This is a genomic window from Roseibium aquae (assembly GCF_008711285.1).
In the GTDB taxonomy this organism is placed as follows: Bacteria; Pseudomonadota; Alphaproteobacteria; order Rhizobiales; family Stappiaceae; genus Roseibium; species Roseibium aquae.
This window is the reverse complement of the sequence record NZ_VXDC01000003.1, coordinates 125,112-141,051: the sequence shown is the minus strand read 5'-3', so window position 1 is coordinate 141,051 and position 15,940 is coordinate 125,112. Positions and strand designations below refer to the sequence as shown.

The following is a 15,940-nucleotide window of genomic DNA, read 5'->3' as shown; positions in this document are numbered from 1 at the left end:
TGTTAGCGGCGGTTTGTTGCAGTGGGTTAAAAAGGCGTTTATTTCCGATGGTGAGGAAGCGTACCGGCCCTGACCGGCGCGTTTTATAGTAAGACAGCGAAGGAGGGGCTGGAGTGGCCAGCAAATCCTCCATGCGGGATGGGACATGACAAGACAGGCTGTAATCTGGAGCCTCCTGGTGGCAGGTGTTGTGGGCGTGGTCGCGATCGGGGTCGGCACTGTCTACCGCTCCGCGCCGGAGGAGACCGATGTCGCCGTTCAAACCGGGGGAAATGCTGAGGGGGGCGGCGACGCTGCGCCCGGTGCAAGCGTGTCCGCGGAATCCGCCCAGACTGGCGGCGGGGACACGCCCGAGGTGGATGCCACGACCGCTGGCGGTCCGGAGGCACAGGATACCGCGACCGCGGAGACTGGTTCGTCCGGCGCGATCACACCGAGTTTCGATGTCGTTGGTGTGGAGCCCACCGGCGATGCGGTCATCGCCGGGCGGTCGGAATCAGGGTCGATTGTCGCGCTGACCGCGAATGGACGAACCGTTGGCAAGGGAATCGCCGACCAGAATGGCGAATGGACCATCATTCTCGACACACCTCTCGACCCTGGCGACTATGATGTTGGTCTCGAAGTGCAGGATGAAGCGGGCGCGGTGAAAACGCGCTCCGAGCAACGCCTTACGGTGTCAATTCCGGAAAACCGGATGGATCGGCCGCTTGTCGTGTTGAACACGCCGGATGCTCCGTCGGATATTCTCCAAATGCCATCGGCCCCCGTTGTGGCGGATGCCGCGCCGGAGGCCGAGGGCGCCGCCGGCGGGGCGACGCCCGAAGCGATGGGTGAGGTTGCGGCACTGGCCCCCGAAGCGGGCGCGCCAGATATCAGCGCAGGGCAAAGCGCGGACGCCGTGCCTGCCGCGTCCGATACGGCGGCTGGCGAAGAACCCGCCCCTGCGACAGTTGCCGAGGTGGCCGCTGCAGAGGCCGGTGAGAGCCCTGACACGAGCGCCGCGCCGCAGGTGTCCGCGTCCACAGGGGATGAAACGGAGACGGCCGTTGCGGCCGCGCCCCCGGGTACCGAGCAGGGCGCTGAGAGCGCCGGGACACCGGCCGGGGAAGAGCTGGCGGCGGCTGTTGAGCCGGCGGTAGAAAATCTGGCGGATGGCTTGGCGGGTTCGCAGTCCGTGGAAACGGCCGTTGCACAGACGGATCCAGATCCCGCTCCTAGCCAGGCTGTGGTGGCCGAAGCCGCCCAGCCTGTTGCTGAGCCCGTAACCGCGCCGGAAGCTGAGGCCAAAGCCGAAGCCGGTACCGGGACACGCACAGCGGACGCGGACAAGGAGCAGGCCAGCCCCGGCGTGGACGGTGGCGTGACCGTCGCTGTGGCGCCCGAAGCTGCCGGAGTGGCGGGTACGGATGCCGCCGACGCGTCGGACCAAGCGCCGGAAGCGCAGGCTCAGACAAGCGCGGCTGGAGGCGAATCGCAGGAGAGCCAGCCGACAGTGACCGTTGATGCGGTGGAATCGGAAGAGGGCAAGGTCTTCGTGGCCGGAACGGGTGAGCCCGGCACGGAAGTGCGGGTCTATGTGGACGAAAGCTTTGCCGGGAACGCGCCGGTCAACGAGGCCGGCCGGTGGCTGGTGGAGGGTGATCGCGATATCCCGGCTGGCGATGTCGAAGTCCGTGCAGATCTCGTGGAGAGCGGCACCGATCAGGTCGAGGCGCGCGCTGCCGTGACCTTCGAGAAGGTGGAACCCGAGCAGATCGTGCTGACCCGGGCGGTTGCCTCCGGGACCCAGACGGCGGACGGCACGCAGGCCGTGGAGGTGGTGAAGCCCGTGCCGAACGTGATCATCCGGAAGGGCGACAATCTTTGGCGCATTTCGCGCAGGCTCTATGGGCAGGGCATCCGCTACACCACGATCTACCAGGCCAATCAGGACCAGATCCGCGATCCCGACCTGATTTATCCCGGGCAGGTGTTTCTGACGCCGCAAGGCGATCTCAACTGGTCCGACAACGGCCCACAAGGCCCCACAGCCGTTCAGTAAACCCTTATCCGGCCAATAGGCTTCCGATGAAGACTTTTGGCCGGATGACCGCATGGCGGCTCGTCCGGCGGTGCATCTCAGGCACTTGTCTTCATGGGAAGACAGGGACATCCCTTGCCCGATCCAAATCCATCGCATATTTACGATGAATGGATGGGCCACTCGGGAGAGGATGAGAACCGTGATCGGTCAGACGGACCCGCAGCCGGACGCATGCGATGTGCGCCCCAACAGTTTTGAAGACCTGGCCCGCGTGTACCGTGCGCTGGGACATCCGGCCCGGCTCGCCATTTTGGACAATCTGGCAAACCGAAGCCAGGCCTGTTGCGGCGATATCGTCCGCTGTCTTCCGCTGGCCCAGTCGACGGTTTCCCAGCACCTGAACGTTCTCAAAGAGGCCGGTCTGCTGGAATGCCGGGTGGAGGGGCGCTCCTGCCACTACCGCATCAACCTGTCCGTGTTGAGGCAGGCCGTCGGTGCGTCCCATGACTATCTATCGGCGGTCTCGGCCGCGCCAGATATTCCGCTGGTCGAGTGTCTTGATCAGACCGGTTCGGATACGGGCCTCATCCCGGCTAAGGAGACAGCTTTTGACTGACACCACCGCACCGGGAACGTCCGGAGAGGACATCGCCCCGAACGCCTCCCCAGACATGTCCTCGAAAAGGCCCGGACGGCGGGCGGTCAGCGCCGATGAAGGCTCGACCCTTTCCACCATCGTCAACCTGTGGCCCTACATCTGGCCGGACAACCGGCCCGATCTCAAACGCAGTGTCTTGCTCGCCATTGCGGCGCTGGTGGTGGCGAAGTTCGTGACCGTGCTGTCGCCCTATTTCTTCGCCTGGGCTTCGGACGCGCTCACAGGCGAGGAAGTGGGCCTTCCGGCCTTTCTCGTTGCACCTGTCATGCTTGTTGTGGCCTACAACATGGCCAGGGTTCTTGCGGTCGCCTTCAATCAGCTTCGCGACGCGCTCTTTGCCCGCGTCGGCCAGCATGCTGTTCGCCAGCTCGCCAACATCACCTTTCGGCACCTTCACCAATTGTCGCTGCGTTTTCATCTGTCCCGTCGGACAGGCGGTCTCAGCCGGGTGATCGAGCGCGGGGTGAAGGGGATCGAATCCATCGTCCGCTTCACCATCTTGAACGGCCTGCCGACGATCCTGGAATTCGCCATCATGGCAGCCGTCATCACGTTCCAGTTCGGCCTCAGCTACCTGTCGATCGTCGCTGTCATGATCGTGGCCTATGTGTGGTTCACCATCAAGGCGTCGAACTGGCGAATTGGCATACGGCGGGAAATGAACGAGAGCGATACCGATGCCAACTCGAAGGCGATCGACAGTCTCTTGAATTTCGAGACCGTGAAGTATTTCGGCAATGAAGGCATGGAGACCCGTCGCTTCGACACCTCCATGGCGAAGTACGAAGCCGCGGCCACCCGGACCTGGACTTCGCTGGCCTGGCTTAATTTGGGGCAGGCGGTCATTCTGGGCTTCGGCATGGGGGCGTGCATGGTGCTGTCAGCGCGGGCTGTCATGGCCGGGGAGCAGACCATTGGCGATTTCGTCCTGATCAACGCGCTGTTGATGCAGATCTCGATTCCCCTCAACTTCATCGGCTTCATTTACCGCGAAGTCCGCCAGGGCTTGGCGGATATCGAGACCATGTTCGATCTGCTTGATGTTCCGGCCGAAATTCAGGACAAGCCGGGCGCCGCTCCGCTCAAGGCCGTCGACGGCACAATCCGTTTCGAGGATGTCCATTTTCACTACGACCCGGAGCGCCCTATCCTGAAAGGCATCGATTTCGAGGTCCCGGCGGGCAAGTCGGTCGCCATCGTCGGACCATCCGGCGCCGGCAAGTCGACGATTTCCCGGCTTTTGTTCCGGTTTTATGACGTCACCAGCGGTGCGGTGCGGATCGATGATCAGGACCTGCGCGATGTTACCCAGCAAAGCGTCCGCCATGCGATCGGCATGGTGCCGCAGGACACGGTGCTGTTCAACGACACGATCGCCTACAACATCCGCTATGGCCGCCCGGATGCCACTGAGGACGAGGTCCGTGAAGCGGCGAGGATGGCGCAGATTCACGATTTCATCGAAGCGTTGCCGCATGGCTATGCCACGGAGGTCGGGGAGCGCGGGCTCAAACTGTCGGGCGGCGAAAAGCAGCGGGTGGCAATTGCCCGTACCATCTTGAAAGCGCCGCCAATCCTGATTCTCGATGAGGCGACATCCGCGCTCGATACGCATACCGAGCAGGAAATTCAGGCCGCACTCGATCAGGTGTCGAGGAACCGGACCACACTTGTCATTGCCCACCGGTTGTCCACGGTGGTGAACGCGGACCAGATCATCGTCCTTGAAGCCGGCCGTATCGCCGAGCGCGGCACACATCAGGAATTGCTTGCCTTGGATGGGCTGTATGCCTCCATGTGGGCCCGGCAGCGCGAGGCGGATGAAGCCGAGGAACGCTTGCGGGCAGCCAGGGAGCAAGACGAGTTCGGCATTGTGACAAGAGGTCCGAAAGCGGATTACGTTCCGGTAAAATAAGACCCGCGCCGCCTCGTGGGCCCAGAACGCCATGGGCCGGGCGCCGGTTCAGGACAGATCCGGCTGTGGCCACCCGGTTGAGGGCGAAGTCTCGGGCGGTGTCATGCGGCTTTGGCGGTTCCAGCCGGGCCGGGGCACGCGTTGTCCTGCGGCAGGCTTGTGCTGGCTTCGGCGCTCCGCCGGCGGCCAAACAACGCACCGAAGAACTCGTGGAATGCCCGGCTGCGCAACCTGCGGGCCCGGGCATCGAACTGGGCTTGGACGGCCGGTGTCAACGGCAAGGAAATACGGGTCGGATCCAGGTGGGTCATGGGTTTGCTCCTGCGGGCTTGCGGCTCCGGGAAGGGGGCCGGCTTGACTTGGACCAGTCTGTCTGATGCGGTCCTTTGGAAGAATTGGGCTAAGTTGAAATAGACTTTTCAGCTTTTTGGGAAAGTGCGGCGTGGACCTGCTCCGTGCGACCGGGTGCCGATCAAACCGGCGAAGAAATGCCGGAAGACGTCGCTGCGCAGTTTGCGCGCCCGGGCTTCGAAGACTTGCTGCTCGGCTGGGGTAATGCTGTGGTCCGTTGAAAAGCGGGTCATTGGTCTGTTCCTCGATTGGGTGGCCACCGGGGCCGTTTGGAATGAACAGACTATGATGCAGTTATCGATTTCGAAGAATGTGGCTTGAAATTGATGATCTCTTCAATAATTTGGAATAATGCGCATTGATGACCTCAGATTTTTCACGAGAGTGGCCGCCTTGGGCAGCCTTTCGGCGGCGGGCAAGGAAATCGGCCTGTCGCCGTCCGCGGCCAGCGCGCGCCTGACCACCCTGGAAAAAACTGTGGGGGCGCAGTTGTTTGCCCGCACCACGCGCAGCACCGTTTTGACCGAAGCCGGACAGGTTCTTCTGGACAGCGTCTCGCAAGCGCTTGGAGATCTCGACCGGGGCCTGTCCATCCTGGAGGCGGGAACCGCGGCGCCCCGCGGGGTCTTGAAAATCTCGTGCAACATGTTTTTCGGGCACAAGCACGTGCTGCCCTATCTGCGGGAATTCATGCAACTCTACCCGGATATCCGGTTCGATCTCAGCTTCACCGACCGGATGGTGGATATTGTTGAGGAAGGATACGATCTGGCCTTCCGGGCGGCGCCTTTGCCCGATTCGACCCTAAGGGCGCGCCGTCTGGGCGCCAACCAGCGGGTGTTGTGCGCGTCGCCGGACTATATTGCCCGCCGCGGGGCACCGAAAACCCCTGCCGACCTGATCAACCACGATTGCATCGGGCTGAGCCGTTTGCCGGTCTGGTATTTCGACGGTCCGCAAGGGGAGATCGTGCAGCAAATAACCCCGCTCATTTCCGGCGACAGCGGCGACTACTCCTACGACGCTGCAATTCATGGGCTGGGCATTGCGATCAAATCCGGCGCTCATGTTTGGGAAGATCTGACAGCAGGGCGGATGCTGGCGGTCCTGCCGGACTATCCGGTGGCACGAACCGGGGCGATCTGGGCCGTCATGCCGCCGGGAAACTTCACACCGCCGAAAACTTCGGCTTTCGTCGATTTTCTGGTCTCGAAGTTTGGTCGGCCCGCCTATTGGGAACTGGACCTGCCCGCTCTGTATGCCGAGCACAGCCGGATCATCAAGGGTCTGATCGGGGACGTCTGACCCAAACGCCATACACCTTTAGTTTCCCGTCGAAATCGACTAAAACGCGCCCTTGTCTTCAGGCAGGCCGCCCAGCCGGACAGTGTGTCCGCCGCGCTGCCCGTGAAAGGAATTCTTGATGTCACTTGTCGATAGCGTCACCAAGGCGCTGGTTCCGATCCACCGGGAAGGGTGGCCGTTCATCGCAATCGCCTTCACGGCCACCATCGTCGTTGGCTGGTTTGTCGATCCGCTGTTCTGGATCGGATTGGCCCTGACCGGCTGGGTCGCCTATTTCTTCCGTGATCCACCGCGCGTCACCCCGGTCCGGGAAGGGCTGGTTGTTTCTCCGGCCGATGGCGTCGTCAGCCACTGCGGTCTGGCGCGCCCGCCCAAGGAACTCGAATTGGGCCAGGAACCCATGATGCGGGTGTCGATCTTCATGAATGTGTTCAATTGCCATGTGAACCGGGCGCCGATGCATGGCCGGATCACGCGGGTCGCCTATCGCGCGGGAAAGTTCTTGAACGCCGAACTCGACAAGGCCAGCGAGGACAATGAGCGCAATGGGCTGGTGATCGAAAACGAAAAGGCGACCATCGGCGTCGTGCAGATTGCGGGGCTGGTGGCGCGGCGGATTGTCTGTTTCGTGCGTGAAGGCGAGACATTGACCGCCGGGGAGCGCTTTGGCCTGATCCGGTTCGGGTCTCGTCTCGACGTCTATTTTCCGGAAGGCACACAGCCAAAGGTCGCGCTTGGACAGACGATGATTGCCGGGGAGACCGTCCTGGCGGATCTGAGGGAAACCCAGGTCAATGCACAACCGCTCACCCGCGTGAGTTGAGGAGGGCGTTGTGACCCAGCCGGAAAATCTTCGCAGACAACCGAGGTTCCGCCGGGTCCCCCTCCGGCTGATCCTGCCGAACATGGTCACGCTGCTGGCTTTGTGTTCCGGTTTGACCGCGATCCGCATGGCGTTCGAGGACCGATGGGAATTCGCGGTGTTCGCGGTCCTGTTCGCAGCCGTTCTGGACGCGCTGGACGGCCGTGTTGCCCGGCTCATGAAGGGCACATCCCGGTTCGGCGCGGAACTCGACAGTCTGGCCGACTTCGTCAATTTCGGGGTAACGCCGGCCCTCATGCTCTATTTCTGGATCCTGCACGAAGCCGGATCGATTGGCTGGATTGCGGCGCTTGTCTTCGCCATTGCCGCCGCGCTGCGGCTGGCGCGTTTCAATGTGGCGCTTGACGATCCCGACAAGCCGGCCTGGTCGGTGCATTTCTTCACCGGTGTTCCAGCGCCCGCCGGCGCCTTGACCGTGCTTATCCCGCTCTACCTGTCATTCCTTGGAATTCTGCCCAACTGGCCGGAATTCGCCGGTCCGGTCGCGGTGTATACTGGTCTGATTGCATTCTTGATGGTCAGCCGTCTGCCAACGTTTTCCGGCAAGAAATTCGGTGCCCGCATCCGCCGGGATTTTGTTCTGCCGTTGATTGTCTTGGCGGTGCTGATCATTGCCTTGACCGTCAGCTATCCTTTCAGGGTGTTGGCCATAGGGTCGCTGCTCTATCTTGCCGCAATTCCCTTGGCCTGGCGCATGCACCGGAACTATCTGAAGCGAGATGCCAGATTTGCTGGGGCAGATGATGATGGCGACTGTTCAGACACCGACCTCGATCATCTGGGGGATCGGGACAAGGACGACCGGGGATAGGAGAACGGTATGGCCGGCGACCTGACAATCCGGAGCTTTGAGCCGTCCGACTGGCCCGCGCTACACTTTATCCGGCGGCCTTCCAGGATGAGGAATTACGCCCTCTTGTTCAGGACCTTATCTCCTTCTTCCCGCCGGTTTTGGGGCTGGTTGCTTGCTTCCGGGACGAGGTATGCGGACACGTGGTCTTTTCCCGCTGCATCGTGGCAGGCGGACACGGCGCTGAGGTGTCGCTGCTTGGCCCGCTCTGCGTGACCCCGATCAGGCAAAAATCCGGGATCGGGTCCGCGCTGGTCCGCGAAGGGCTTGCGCGCGAAAAGGCGGATGGATCGTCCGCTTGCGTCGTGCTCGGCGATCCCGGCTATTACGGCCGGTTTGGCTTTGAAGCCGGGCACAGGATTACCCCGCCTTACCCGCTGCCGGCCGGCTGGTCTGCGGCCTGGCAAGGCCTTTCGCTCCAAGGCGCAGACAACGTGCCGGACGGGCAGCTTGAGGTACCCTGGCCGTGGCGGCAGGAAGCCTATTGGAGCGCCTGACCAGTGGACTGTTGACACTCGCCATCAATAAAAAAAGCCGCCAGGCATTGCCCGGCGGCTTTGTTTTCTGTGTGTCTTGTGCCCTGTCACTCTGCGGCTTGCGGCAGATCCTGGGGAGCGATTTTGGGCCGTTCGGGTTTCGGCATCGAGACGACCTGGGCGGCGGGGCGTTCGCGTTCCAGGTCCGGATCGGTCCAGGACACGTCCTGATCGCTTGAGCCCGACGGGGCGGTTGCCGCGGCTGCCGGCTCTTTGCGGGAGAACCGGCCTGCGATTGAGGCAAAGCTCTTCACCCAAACGCTCGGCGCCGCGATCATGACCGGGATCACGATCAAGGTGAGCAGCGTGGAAAATCCGAGCCCCCAGATGATTGCCGTCGACAACTGCACCCACCAGACGGCGGTGATACTGCCGACCGCGGTGACCTGGTTGAAGAAGTCGAAATTCATCTGGGTTGCCATGGGGATCAGGCCGGCGATGGTGGTGATGGTGGTGAGCAGGATCGGGCGGATCCGCTGCGCCGATGTTTTCAGGATCGCGTCCAGCGGATCCATCCCGTCCGCCTTGAAGCGGTTATACGTATCGATCAGGACGATGGCGTTGTTCACCACGATCCCCGCAAGCGCTACGACCCCCGTGCCCGACATGATGATGGAGAACTTCTGGCCCGTGACGATCATGCCGAGGATCACACCGAACACCGACAAAACCACGGTCGAGAGCGTGAGCGCCGTCTGGTAGAAGGAGTTGTACTGGGTCAGCAGGATCAGGAACATGAGGAAGAGCGAGGCCAGCATGGCCCGCATGAGAAACTCGCCCGATTCCTTCTGGTCCTCATCAGCCCCGCGGAACTGCCAATAGACATTGTCCGGGAAGGTCTGCTGTGTCAGCCAGTCTTCCAGTTCGCTGACCTTGCTGTCGGCGGTCGCGCCGGACGCAGGATCGACACTTGCCTTGATCATCATGGAATAGAGCCCATCGCGCCGGATGATCTCGGACACTTTCTGGGCGGGGGCCCGTTCAACGAAGTTTGCGAGCGGGACAAGGCCAAGCGGGGTTTGCAGCCGAAGCTGATCGAACCGGTCGATGGTGCGTTCATCGGCAGGCAAGCGAACACGGATGTCCACCTCGTCCTCGCTGTCGCCGGGGCGGTACTTGCCGATCAAAACGCCATTCGTCACGAGCTGCACCATGTTGCCGACGGAGGCTATGTCCGCCTGATAGCGGGCGGCCTGTTCCCGGTCGATCGAAATGCGCCACTCGATCCCTGGCAGCGGACGATCGTCCTCCTGGTCCATCAATCCGTCCATTGTATCGAGATGGGCCCGGACCCGGGAAACCTCGCTGACGAGCGTATCGTAGTCGGTCGATTTCAGTTCGAGCTGAACGTCCTTGCCCGTGGGTGGGCCGCCCTCGATCTTGCGCGGTTCCACCTTGATGCCGGGCAGGGGCGCGGTCAGGTTCCGGATATCGGCTGCGATCTCGCGATATTCCCGCCGGCAGCAGTAGTCCGACAGTTCGATCTGAAGTTCGCCGATGACATCGGCTGGCTTGTCTTGAACGCCGCCGATGGACGAACCGCCTCCGCCGCCACCGGGCGCCTTGGCGAGCGTGACCACGTTCTCGATGCCGGGAATGGCCAGGACGATGTCTTCCACGCCCCGGACGATCTCCAGCGATTCTTCGGCTGAGATATTGCCGCGGGCCGAGACCAACACCACGGCCTGTTTCGGCTCCTCGTCGACGAAGAATTCCACACCGGTCGGGTTCGCCATGAAGGCGGACACGATGGCGAAACAGCCGCCAACCAGGACCACTATGGTAACGATATTGCCAATCGGGTTGCCTGCCAGGAACTTCAGGAGGCGCACATATGCTCCGGTGAAACCCGCGACCTTTTTCACGTCGAAAGCCTCTGTCCCGGAGATGGCAGCCGCATTCGCCCGGTCCTGAGCGGCGCGTTTCGCCGCCCGGTCCCGCGACATGCGCACGAACGGCCGCAAGACCCGAAATCCGCCATAACCGACAATCAGGAATGTCAGGACGGCCAGGGCTGCGGTGGTTGCCTGCATCAGACTGACCGGAACGATCCCCGCCAGCAGCGCCGGGACGGCCGGTGTGTTCATGACGGCAAGGGCGGAGAGACCGGCGATGGTGCCTGCAAGCAGCCAGGCGGCATTGCGCGACAGCCAATTCGACACCGAAGCCAGAATGCCGCCGGTGACCGGCAGAAACACCATGGCCGTTACCAGCGAAGCGGTGAGGACAATGATCACCATGATCGGCAGGTAGCTCATGAACTCGCCCGCCACGCCCGGCCAGAGGAGCATGGGCAGAAAGGCGACAAGCGTGGTCGCCGTGGACGAGACAATCGGCCAGAACATCAGCTTGGCGGCCCGGATGAACGCTTCGCGCTCTTCCATGCCCTCTTGCACTTTCCGGTCCGCGTATTCGGTCATGACGATGGCGCCGTCGACCAGAAGGCCGACGGTCAGCACGAGCCCGAACATCACCATGGTGTTCACGGTGTAGCCGATGCCGGCAAGGATGAGAAAGCCGACCATGAACGAGGTCGGGATCGCAAGGCCCACCAGCAGCGCGGATTTAAGCCCCAGCGCGGCCAGGACCAGAATCATCACCAGGAAGATCGCGGTCAGGATGGAAGACTGAAGCGATCCCAGCACCTCGTAGATGTTGGCCGACATATCGAGCATGACATCGACCTGGATGGTCGATGGCCAGTCGCGGGTGGCCTGTTCGACAACCGCGCGCACGGCTTCGTTGTTCTCGATGATGTTTGTGCCGATCCGCTTGGTGACTTCAAGCGCGATGGCCGGCTGGCCGTTCACCCGGGTAAACGAGTCCGGATCCTTGAATGTTCTTCGGATTTCCGCGATGTCCGAGAGCGTGACGACGCCTTCGCCGGACTGTTTGATCGGCAGTGAGTAGATATCCGCGGCTGTCTCGACGAGCCCGGGAACCTTGACATTGAACCTGCCCTGGCCGCCATCGATGAAGCCGGCCGGCACGAGGCGGTTGTTTGCCGACAGGGTGTTGAACAGCTCGGTCTGACTGATCGAGTAGGCTTCCAGCTTCTGGGTGTCGATCAGGACTTCCAGCATCTCCTCGCGGTGTCCGGACAGATCCGCCGACCGGACCGTGTCCACGGCCTCGATCTGATCTTTCAGGCGCCGCGCATGCTGATAGAGCGTGCGTTCGGGAACATTGCCAGACAGCGTGACCCACATCACCGGCGCGAGCGCGAAATTGGTTTCGGTGATGGTCGGTTCCTCGGCATCCGCCGGCAGCTTCCCCTTGGCCTGGTCGACCTTGTCCCGCACATCGGCGAGTGCCTCGTCCTTATTGAAGGAAATGTCGAATTCCAGGACGATGCCCGCATGCCCTTCAGAGGCGATTGCGGTGATTTCCTTAAGGCCATCCAGCCCCCGCAATTCCGTTTCCATCGGGCGCACCAGAAGGCGCTCTGCATCCTCGGGGGAAATCCCCTGTTGCGCGATCGAGACATAGAAGATCGGGACGTCGATGTCCGGGCTGTCTTCCTTGGGGATCGACAGGTAGCTCATCGTCCCGGCGGCTATCAGCGCCAGCATGAGCACGAAAACGGTTTTGGGGCGCCGGAGAACGCCTTCGAGCATGGAGGTCATTGGGCCACCTCTGCCGTTTCAAACACTGGAACGACCTTCTGGCCGTCCGAAACATAATCCTGGCCGACGACGATGGCTGTGACTTCCTCTGGGAGCCCGCCGACCCACATGCCGTCGGTTTCGCCACCCAGGACCTGGACCGGATAGAAGACAGTCGTATTCGTTTCGTCGACCGCGCGGATACCGACTTGACCGGAGTCGTTGAGGGTCAAAATCGCGGGCGTGATCTTGTGGGCCATTTGAGGCGGCAGGGGCAGCCGGGTGAGTGCGGTCACGCCGTCCCGCGCCGCGCCGTCCGGATTTGGCAGCTCGACCTCGATCCGGAAGGTGCGCGTGTCCGGATCGGCTGCCGGTGCGATGTAGCGGACCTTGCCGGTCATGGTTTCACCCGTGATCAGGTCCACCTCGGCGGGCATGCCAAGCGAAATCAGACCGACATTGATCTCGGAAACCTGGCCTATGGCGATCATCGGATCGGTCTTCACCACGGTCGCACAGACATCGCCTGACTTCAGAAGATCGCCGACCTCCGCCATGGGGCTCTCTATGATGCCGTCGAGCGGAGAGGTGATCGCCGTTTTTTCCATTTCGCGCTCGGCCTCTTCGAGCCGCGCCCGGGCCGCATCGAGCTGCGCCTTGAGTGCGGCGACGCGGGTCTTGGCAGTAAAGCCCTTGTCGACCAGTTGCGTTGCCGCCTCATGATCGAGTTCCGCCTGGGCCAGGGTCGCCTTGGCCTCCAGCACTTTCGCCTCCCGCGTGCCCTGGTCCAGAACACACAATGTGTCGCCTTTCGCGACGAAGGCGCCTTCCCGGGCCCGAAGCGCGATCACCGTGTCGTCGGTTTCCGCGCGCACGGACACCTTTGCTTCCGCTTCGGTTCGGCCGCGGATGTCGAGGACCGATTGCCGTTCGGCAGCGCGCAAGGTCTGAACTTTGACACGGAACAACTCTTCTCCTGCTGTCGCAATCCGCTCGGCGGGCGGCGGTGCGGCATGCTCGCTGTCGCCAACGCCACCGATCACGGTCTCACCGGAATACATCCAAACGCCGATCCCGGCAGCCAGACCTGCGGCCAGCAGGTAGGAAAATTTCACACGCATTGACTACTCCAAACGTCGCTTCGCGCTTACTCGGCTGCCATCTTGGGGGAGGGAATGACGCCTTCGGCGATTTTGATCAGTTCATTGCCGTGGTGTTCCAGGTAGGCCAGATCCGACGTCATGCAGGACCGGCCGTAATCGCGGATCCAGTCAACACCCGGATCTGTCTTGTCCTCCGAGCACTCATTGATCTTCTTGAGTTCCTCGCGCAGGTGCTGCTTCCGGCGATCGAGCGCCGTCCGGATCACCTCGGGTCCGAGCGCAGCGGCATGCATGGCAATCAGGAGGAAAGGAGAACGGAACGTGTCCGGCGCTTGCGGCTCGCAAAGAGAACTGATCAGTTCCTCACGGCCGGAAGGGGTGATCGAATAGACTTTGCGGGCCGGTTTGCCGGGCTGATGTTCTTCCCGAACGGTCACCCTGCCGTCCGCCTCGAGCCGGGCAAGGGCCGGATAGATGGAGCCGAAAGAGGCGTCTTCAAAATAGCTGAACTTGCCTTCCGTCGATTCCTTGCGGATCTCATAGCCCGTCGCATCGAGCCGGTTCAAAATCGCGAGGCACAAGGTGCGCACACTCATGTTAATTTGCCTGTTCTCTCGGTCCGGACCCGCTGGAGCCGGGTTTTGTCTGACGACTTACACCCGTAAGGCCACGGGCCAATTCCGGTTTCGCGGCAGCCGCCCACATTGCCGGAACAGCCTGATCCGCCGGGGTGGCGCACGAACCTTTCTGGCAAGAAGCCTTCTGGCTCGAACTCCTCTGGCACGGATAGTCCTGACGCTGCGGTTTTCCTGCTGCCCGGGCCGTGATACGGCGCAGCGGTATCTGCGGATCGCTCCAGAGTACAATTTTCAAGTTCGTTATATATCATACCTATATATTTGGGCGATATAAGTCAAGATCCAGAAAAAGACGGATGTCCGCTCCGCGGACAGTAGACAGGCCGCTGAGCGTAATCCGGAGCGCCGACCGAAACGTATGTTCAACGATGAAGCTGGCCGTGATAGGCTGGCAGGCCTTGTGGGAGAATGCGCATGTCGAAAACACCGATCCTTGGCCGGTTTCGCCTTCCCGAAAATCCGTTGCTGCGGTTGTTGTTGGTCAACGGCCTGCTTGGCGTCTTGATTTCCTTTATTTTCCTGGCGGGCGTGCTGGCGGCCAATGTCGGAAATCTCCGGGTTCTCATTCTCAACGCCGACAATCCGGTTCTGCCCGTGTTGATGCTGATCGTCAGCCTCATCGTCACGCTTGGGTCGGTTGTGATGGGATCGGCGATCATGATGCTGCGCGAACCCGATCAAAAACGTCCGGGCGGCGGGCAGAGGATAAAAACGGCGGCGCTCCAGCTTATGGATACGGGGGACATGGTGTTGGTTCCGGTCCCTGTTCGTCCGCGCCGGCAGGGCTGAGGGCGTCTGTAACCGGCCGGCGGCAGGCCGACCGGGGGCAGGGCAGGCGGAATTCGATACGCCCGCGATCCCGGCCTAGACGTTTACCGTGATGGTCATCAAGAAAAGAAGCCCTGCCGAAACGGCAAGGCAGCCGTAACCCATCGATACGAGTTGCAAGTGTATACTCCCTCGTCTGGTGCTGTGTGTCGTGTGAATGCGGAATAGGGCCAAAACGATAAAGCCCTTTCAAATACCCTTGTAAAATTTTAGGAGTTTTCGTCGCGTGCCGCCGATCGGCTGGCCGCAGGCTTGAATTCTCGTGCCGGCTCGGTTCATCTGAAGATCTCGAGACAACAGGCGACCTGACGCATGACCAACACCTATCCCCGTGACATGATCGGCTACGGCCGGACACCGCCCGATCCGCACTGGCCGGGCGAGGCCAGGATCGCCGTGCAATTTGTCCTCAATTATGAAGAGGGCGGCGAAAACAACATCTTGCACGGAGACCCCGCGTCAGAGGCCTTCTTGTCCGAAATCGTTGGCGCGCAGGCTTGGCCCGGTCAGCGCCACTGGAACATGGAATCGATCTACGAATACGGCTCGCGGGCCGGCTTCTGGCGTCTCTGGCGTCTCTTCGTCCAGAACAATGTGCCCCTGACAGTTTATGGCGTGGCCACGGCGCTTGCCCGTAATCTGGAAGCGGTCGCCGCCATGAAAGAGGCCGATTGGGAGATCGCATCCCACGGATTGAAGTGGATTGATTATGCCAACATGCCGGAGGACCAGGAACGCGCGCAGATGCATGAGGCCATCCGACTGCATGAGGAGGTGACGGGCGCGCGGCCCCTTGGCTGGTATACGGGCCGGTGTTCCATGCAGACGCAAAAGCTGGTGATGGAAGACGGCGGGTTCCTGTATGATTCCGACAGCTATGCGGATGATCTGCCTTACTGGGTGGACGGGCCGGAAGGCGATCATCTGGTGATCCCCTATACGCTCGACGCCAATGATATGCGGTTTGCGACCCCGCAAGGTTTCAACTCGGGCGACCAGTTTTTCAGCTATCTGAAGGACAGTTTCGACACCCTCTATGCGGAGGGCGAAGCCGGCGCGCCCAAGATGATGAGCATCGGGCTCCATTGCCGGCTGGCCGGACGCCCGGGCCGGGTTGCGGCGCTGCGCCGGTTCCTCGATTATGTGACGGGACATGACAAGGTATGGCTGGCCCGGCGGATCGATATCGCCTGGCATTGGCATGCCCACCACGCACGCAGCGACTGACGGTTTGACGGGAAA

General features: G+C 61.7%; 13 protein-coding genes and 1 pseudogene. 9 read left to right on the top strand and 5 right to left on the bottom strand.

Annotated features, from left to right (window positions below; genetic code table 11):
• The first annotated feature begins 145 nt into the window (after positions 1-145).
• The 3 genes from F0184_RS06310 to F0184_RS06300 all read left to right on the top strand — a co-directional run bounded on the left by F0184_RS06310 (position 146) and on the right by F0184_RS06300 (position 4,599).
• Positions 146-2,044: a LysM peptidoglycan-binding domain-containing protein gene (locus tag F0184_RS06310; protein ID WP_150495318.1), complete on the top strand. Its 1,899-nt coding sequence runs from the start codon at positions 146-148 to the stop codon at positions 2,042-2,044.
• Between the two features lie 181 nt (positions 2,045-2,225).
• Positions 2,226-2,642, top strand: coding sequence for an ArsR/SmtB family transcription factor (locus tag F0184_RS06305; protein WP_244299008.1), 417 nt, complete (start codon positions 2,226-2,228; stop codon positions 2,640-2,642).
• A 55-nt stretch (positions 2,643-2,697) separates the two neighbouring features.
• Positions 2,698-4,599: an ABCB family ABC transporter ATP-binding protein/permease gene (locus F0184_RS06300; RefSeq protein ID WP_150495502.1), complete on the top strand. Its 1,902-nt coding sequence runs from the start codon at positions 2,698-2,700 to the stop codon at positions 4,597-4,599.
• 101 nt (positions 4,600-4,700) lie between these two features.
• Here F0184_RS06300 and F0184_RS06295 read toward each other — a convergent pair whose 3' ends face one another.
• Together F0184_RS06295 and F0184_RS20495 are read right to left on the bottom strand one after the other, a co-directional pair.
• Positions 4,701-4,910 carry a hypothetical protein gene (locus F0184_RS06295; protein ID WP_150495316.1) on the bottom strand — a complete coding sequence of 70 codons (210 nt, stop codon included), beginning with the start codon at positions 4,908-4,910 and terminating at the stop codon, positions 4,701-4,703.
• A gap of 108 nt (positions 4,911-5,018) precedes the next feature.
• Positions 5,019-5,183 (bottom strand): hypothetical protein, encoded by a 165-nt coding sequence (locus F0184_RS20495; RefSeq protein ID WP_172972005.1) that lies wholly within the window; start codon positions 5,181-5,183, stop codon positions 5,019-5,021.
• A gap of 118 nt (positions 5,184-5,301) precedes the next feature.
• Between F0184_RS20495 and F0184_RS06290 the strand changes: the two genes are divergently transcribed.
• From F0184_RS06290 to F0184_RS06275, 4 genes are all read left to right on the top strand, one after another.
• A complete protein-coding gene (locus F0184_RS06290) occupies positions 5,302-6,255 on the top strand; it encodes a LysR family transcriptional regulator (protein ID WP_150495315.1) in 954 nt (317 codons plus the stop codon).
• A gap of 118 nt (positions 6,256-6,373) precedes the next feature.
• Complete coding sequence (locus F0184_RS06285) at positions 6,374-7,078, top strand: phosphatidylserine decarboxylase (RefSeq protein ID WP_150495314.1); 705 nt, start codon at positions 6,374-6,376, stop codon at positions 7,076-7,078.
• An 82-nt stretch (positions 7,079-7,160) separates the two neighbouring features.
• Entirely contained in the window at positions 7,161-7,949 is a 789-nt protein-coding gene (locus F0184_RS06280) for a CDP-alcohol phosphatidyltransferase family protein (RefSeq protein WP_150495501.1), read from the top strand.
• A 182-nt stretch (positions 7,950-8,131) separates the two neighbouring features.
• Positions 8,132-8,485, top strand: coding sequence for a GNAT family N-acetyltransferase (locus F0184_RS06275; protein WP_342212490.1), 354 nt, complete (start codon positions 8,132-8,134; stop codon positions 8,483-8,485).
• Between the two features lie 86 nt (positions 8,486-8,571).
• Here the strand turns inward: F0184_RS06275 and F0184_RS20860 are convergent, their stop codons facing one another.
• The 3 genes from F0184_RS20860 to F0184_RS06260 are packed head-to-tail and all read right to left on the bottom strand — an operon-like array spanning position 8,572 to position 13,828.
• On the bottom strand, positions 8,572-12,150 hold the full coding sequence (locus F0184_RS20860; RefSeq protein WP_150495312.1) for an efflux RND transporter permease subunit: 3,579 nt from the start codon (positions 12,148-12,150) through the stop codon (positions 8,572-8,574).
• Positions 12,147-13,250 (bottom strand): efflux RND transporter periplasmic adaptor subunit, encoded by a 1,104-nt coding sequence (locus tag F0184_RS06265; RefSeq protein ID WP_150495311.1) that lies wholly within the window; start codon positions 13,248-13,250, stop codon positions 12,147-12,149. Before F0184_RS06265 ends, F0184_RS20860 begins: the two co-directional genes overlap by 4 nt.
• A 26-nt stretch (positions 13,251-13,276) precedes the next feature.
• Complete coding sequence (locus tag F0184_RS06260) at positions 13,277-13,828, bottom strand: PadR family transcriptional regulator (RefSeq protein ID WP_150495310.1); 552 nt, start codon at positions 13,826-13,828, stop codon at positions 13,277-13,279.
• 456 nt (positions 13,829-14,284) lie between these two features.
• On the opposite strand from F0184_RS06260, the gene F0184_RS06255 reads away from it, so the two are divergent.
• Together F0184_RS06255 and puuE are read left to right on the top strand one after the other, a co-directional pair.
• Positions 14,285-14,659, top strand: a complete 375-nt coding sequence (locus F0184_RS06255) for a hypothetical protein (protein ID WP_150495309.1) — start codon at positions 14,285-14,287, stop codon at positions 14,657-14,659.
• Positions 14,660-15,010: 351 nt separating this feature from the next.
• A pseudogene (gene puuE / locus F0184_RS06250) lies at positions 15,011-15,910 on the top strand (allantoinase PuuE); the annotation flags it as partial.
• Positions 15,911-15,940: the final 30 nt, after the last annotated feature.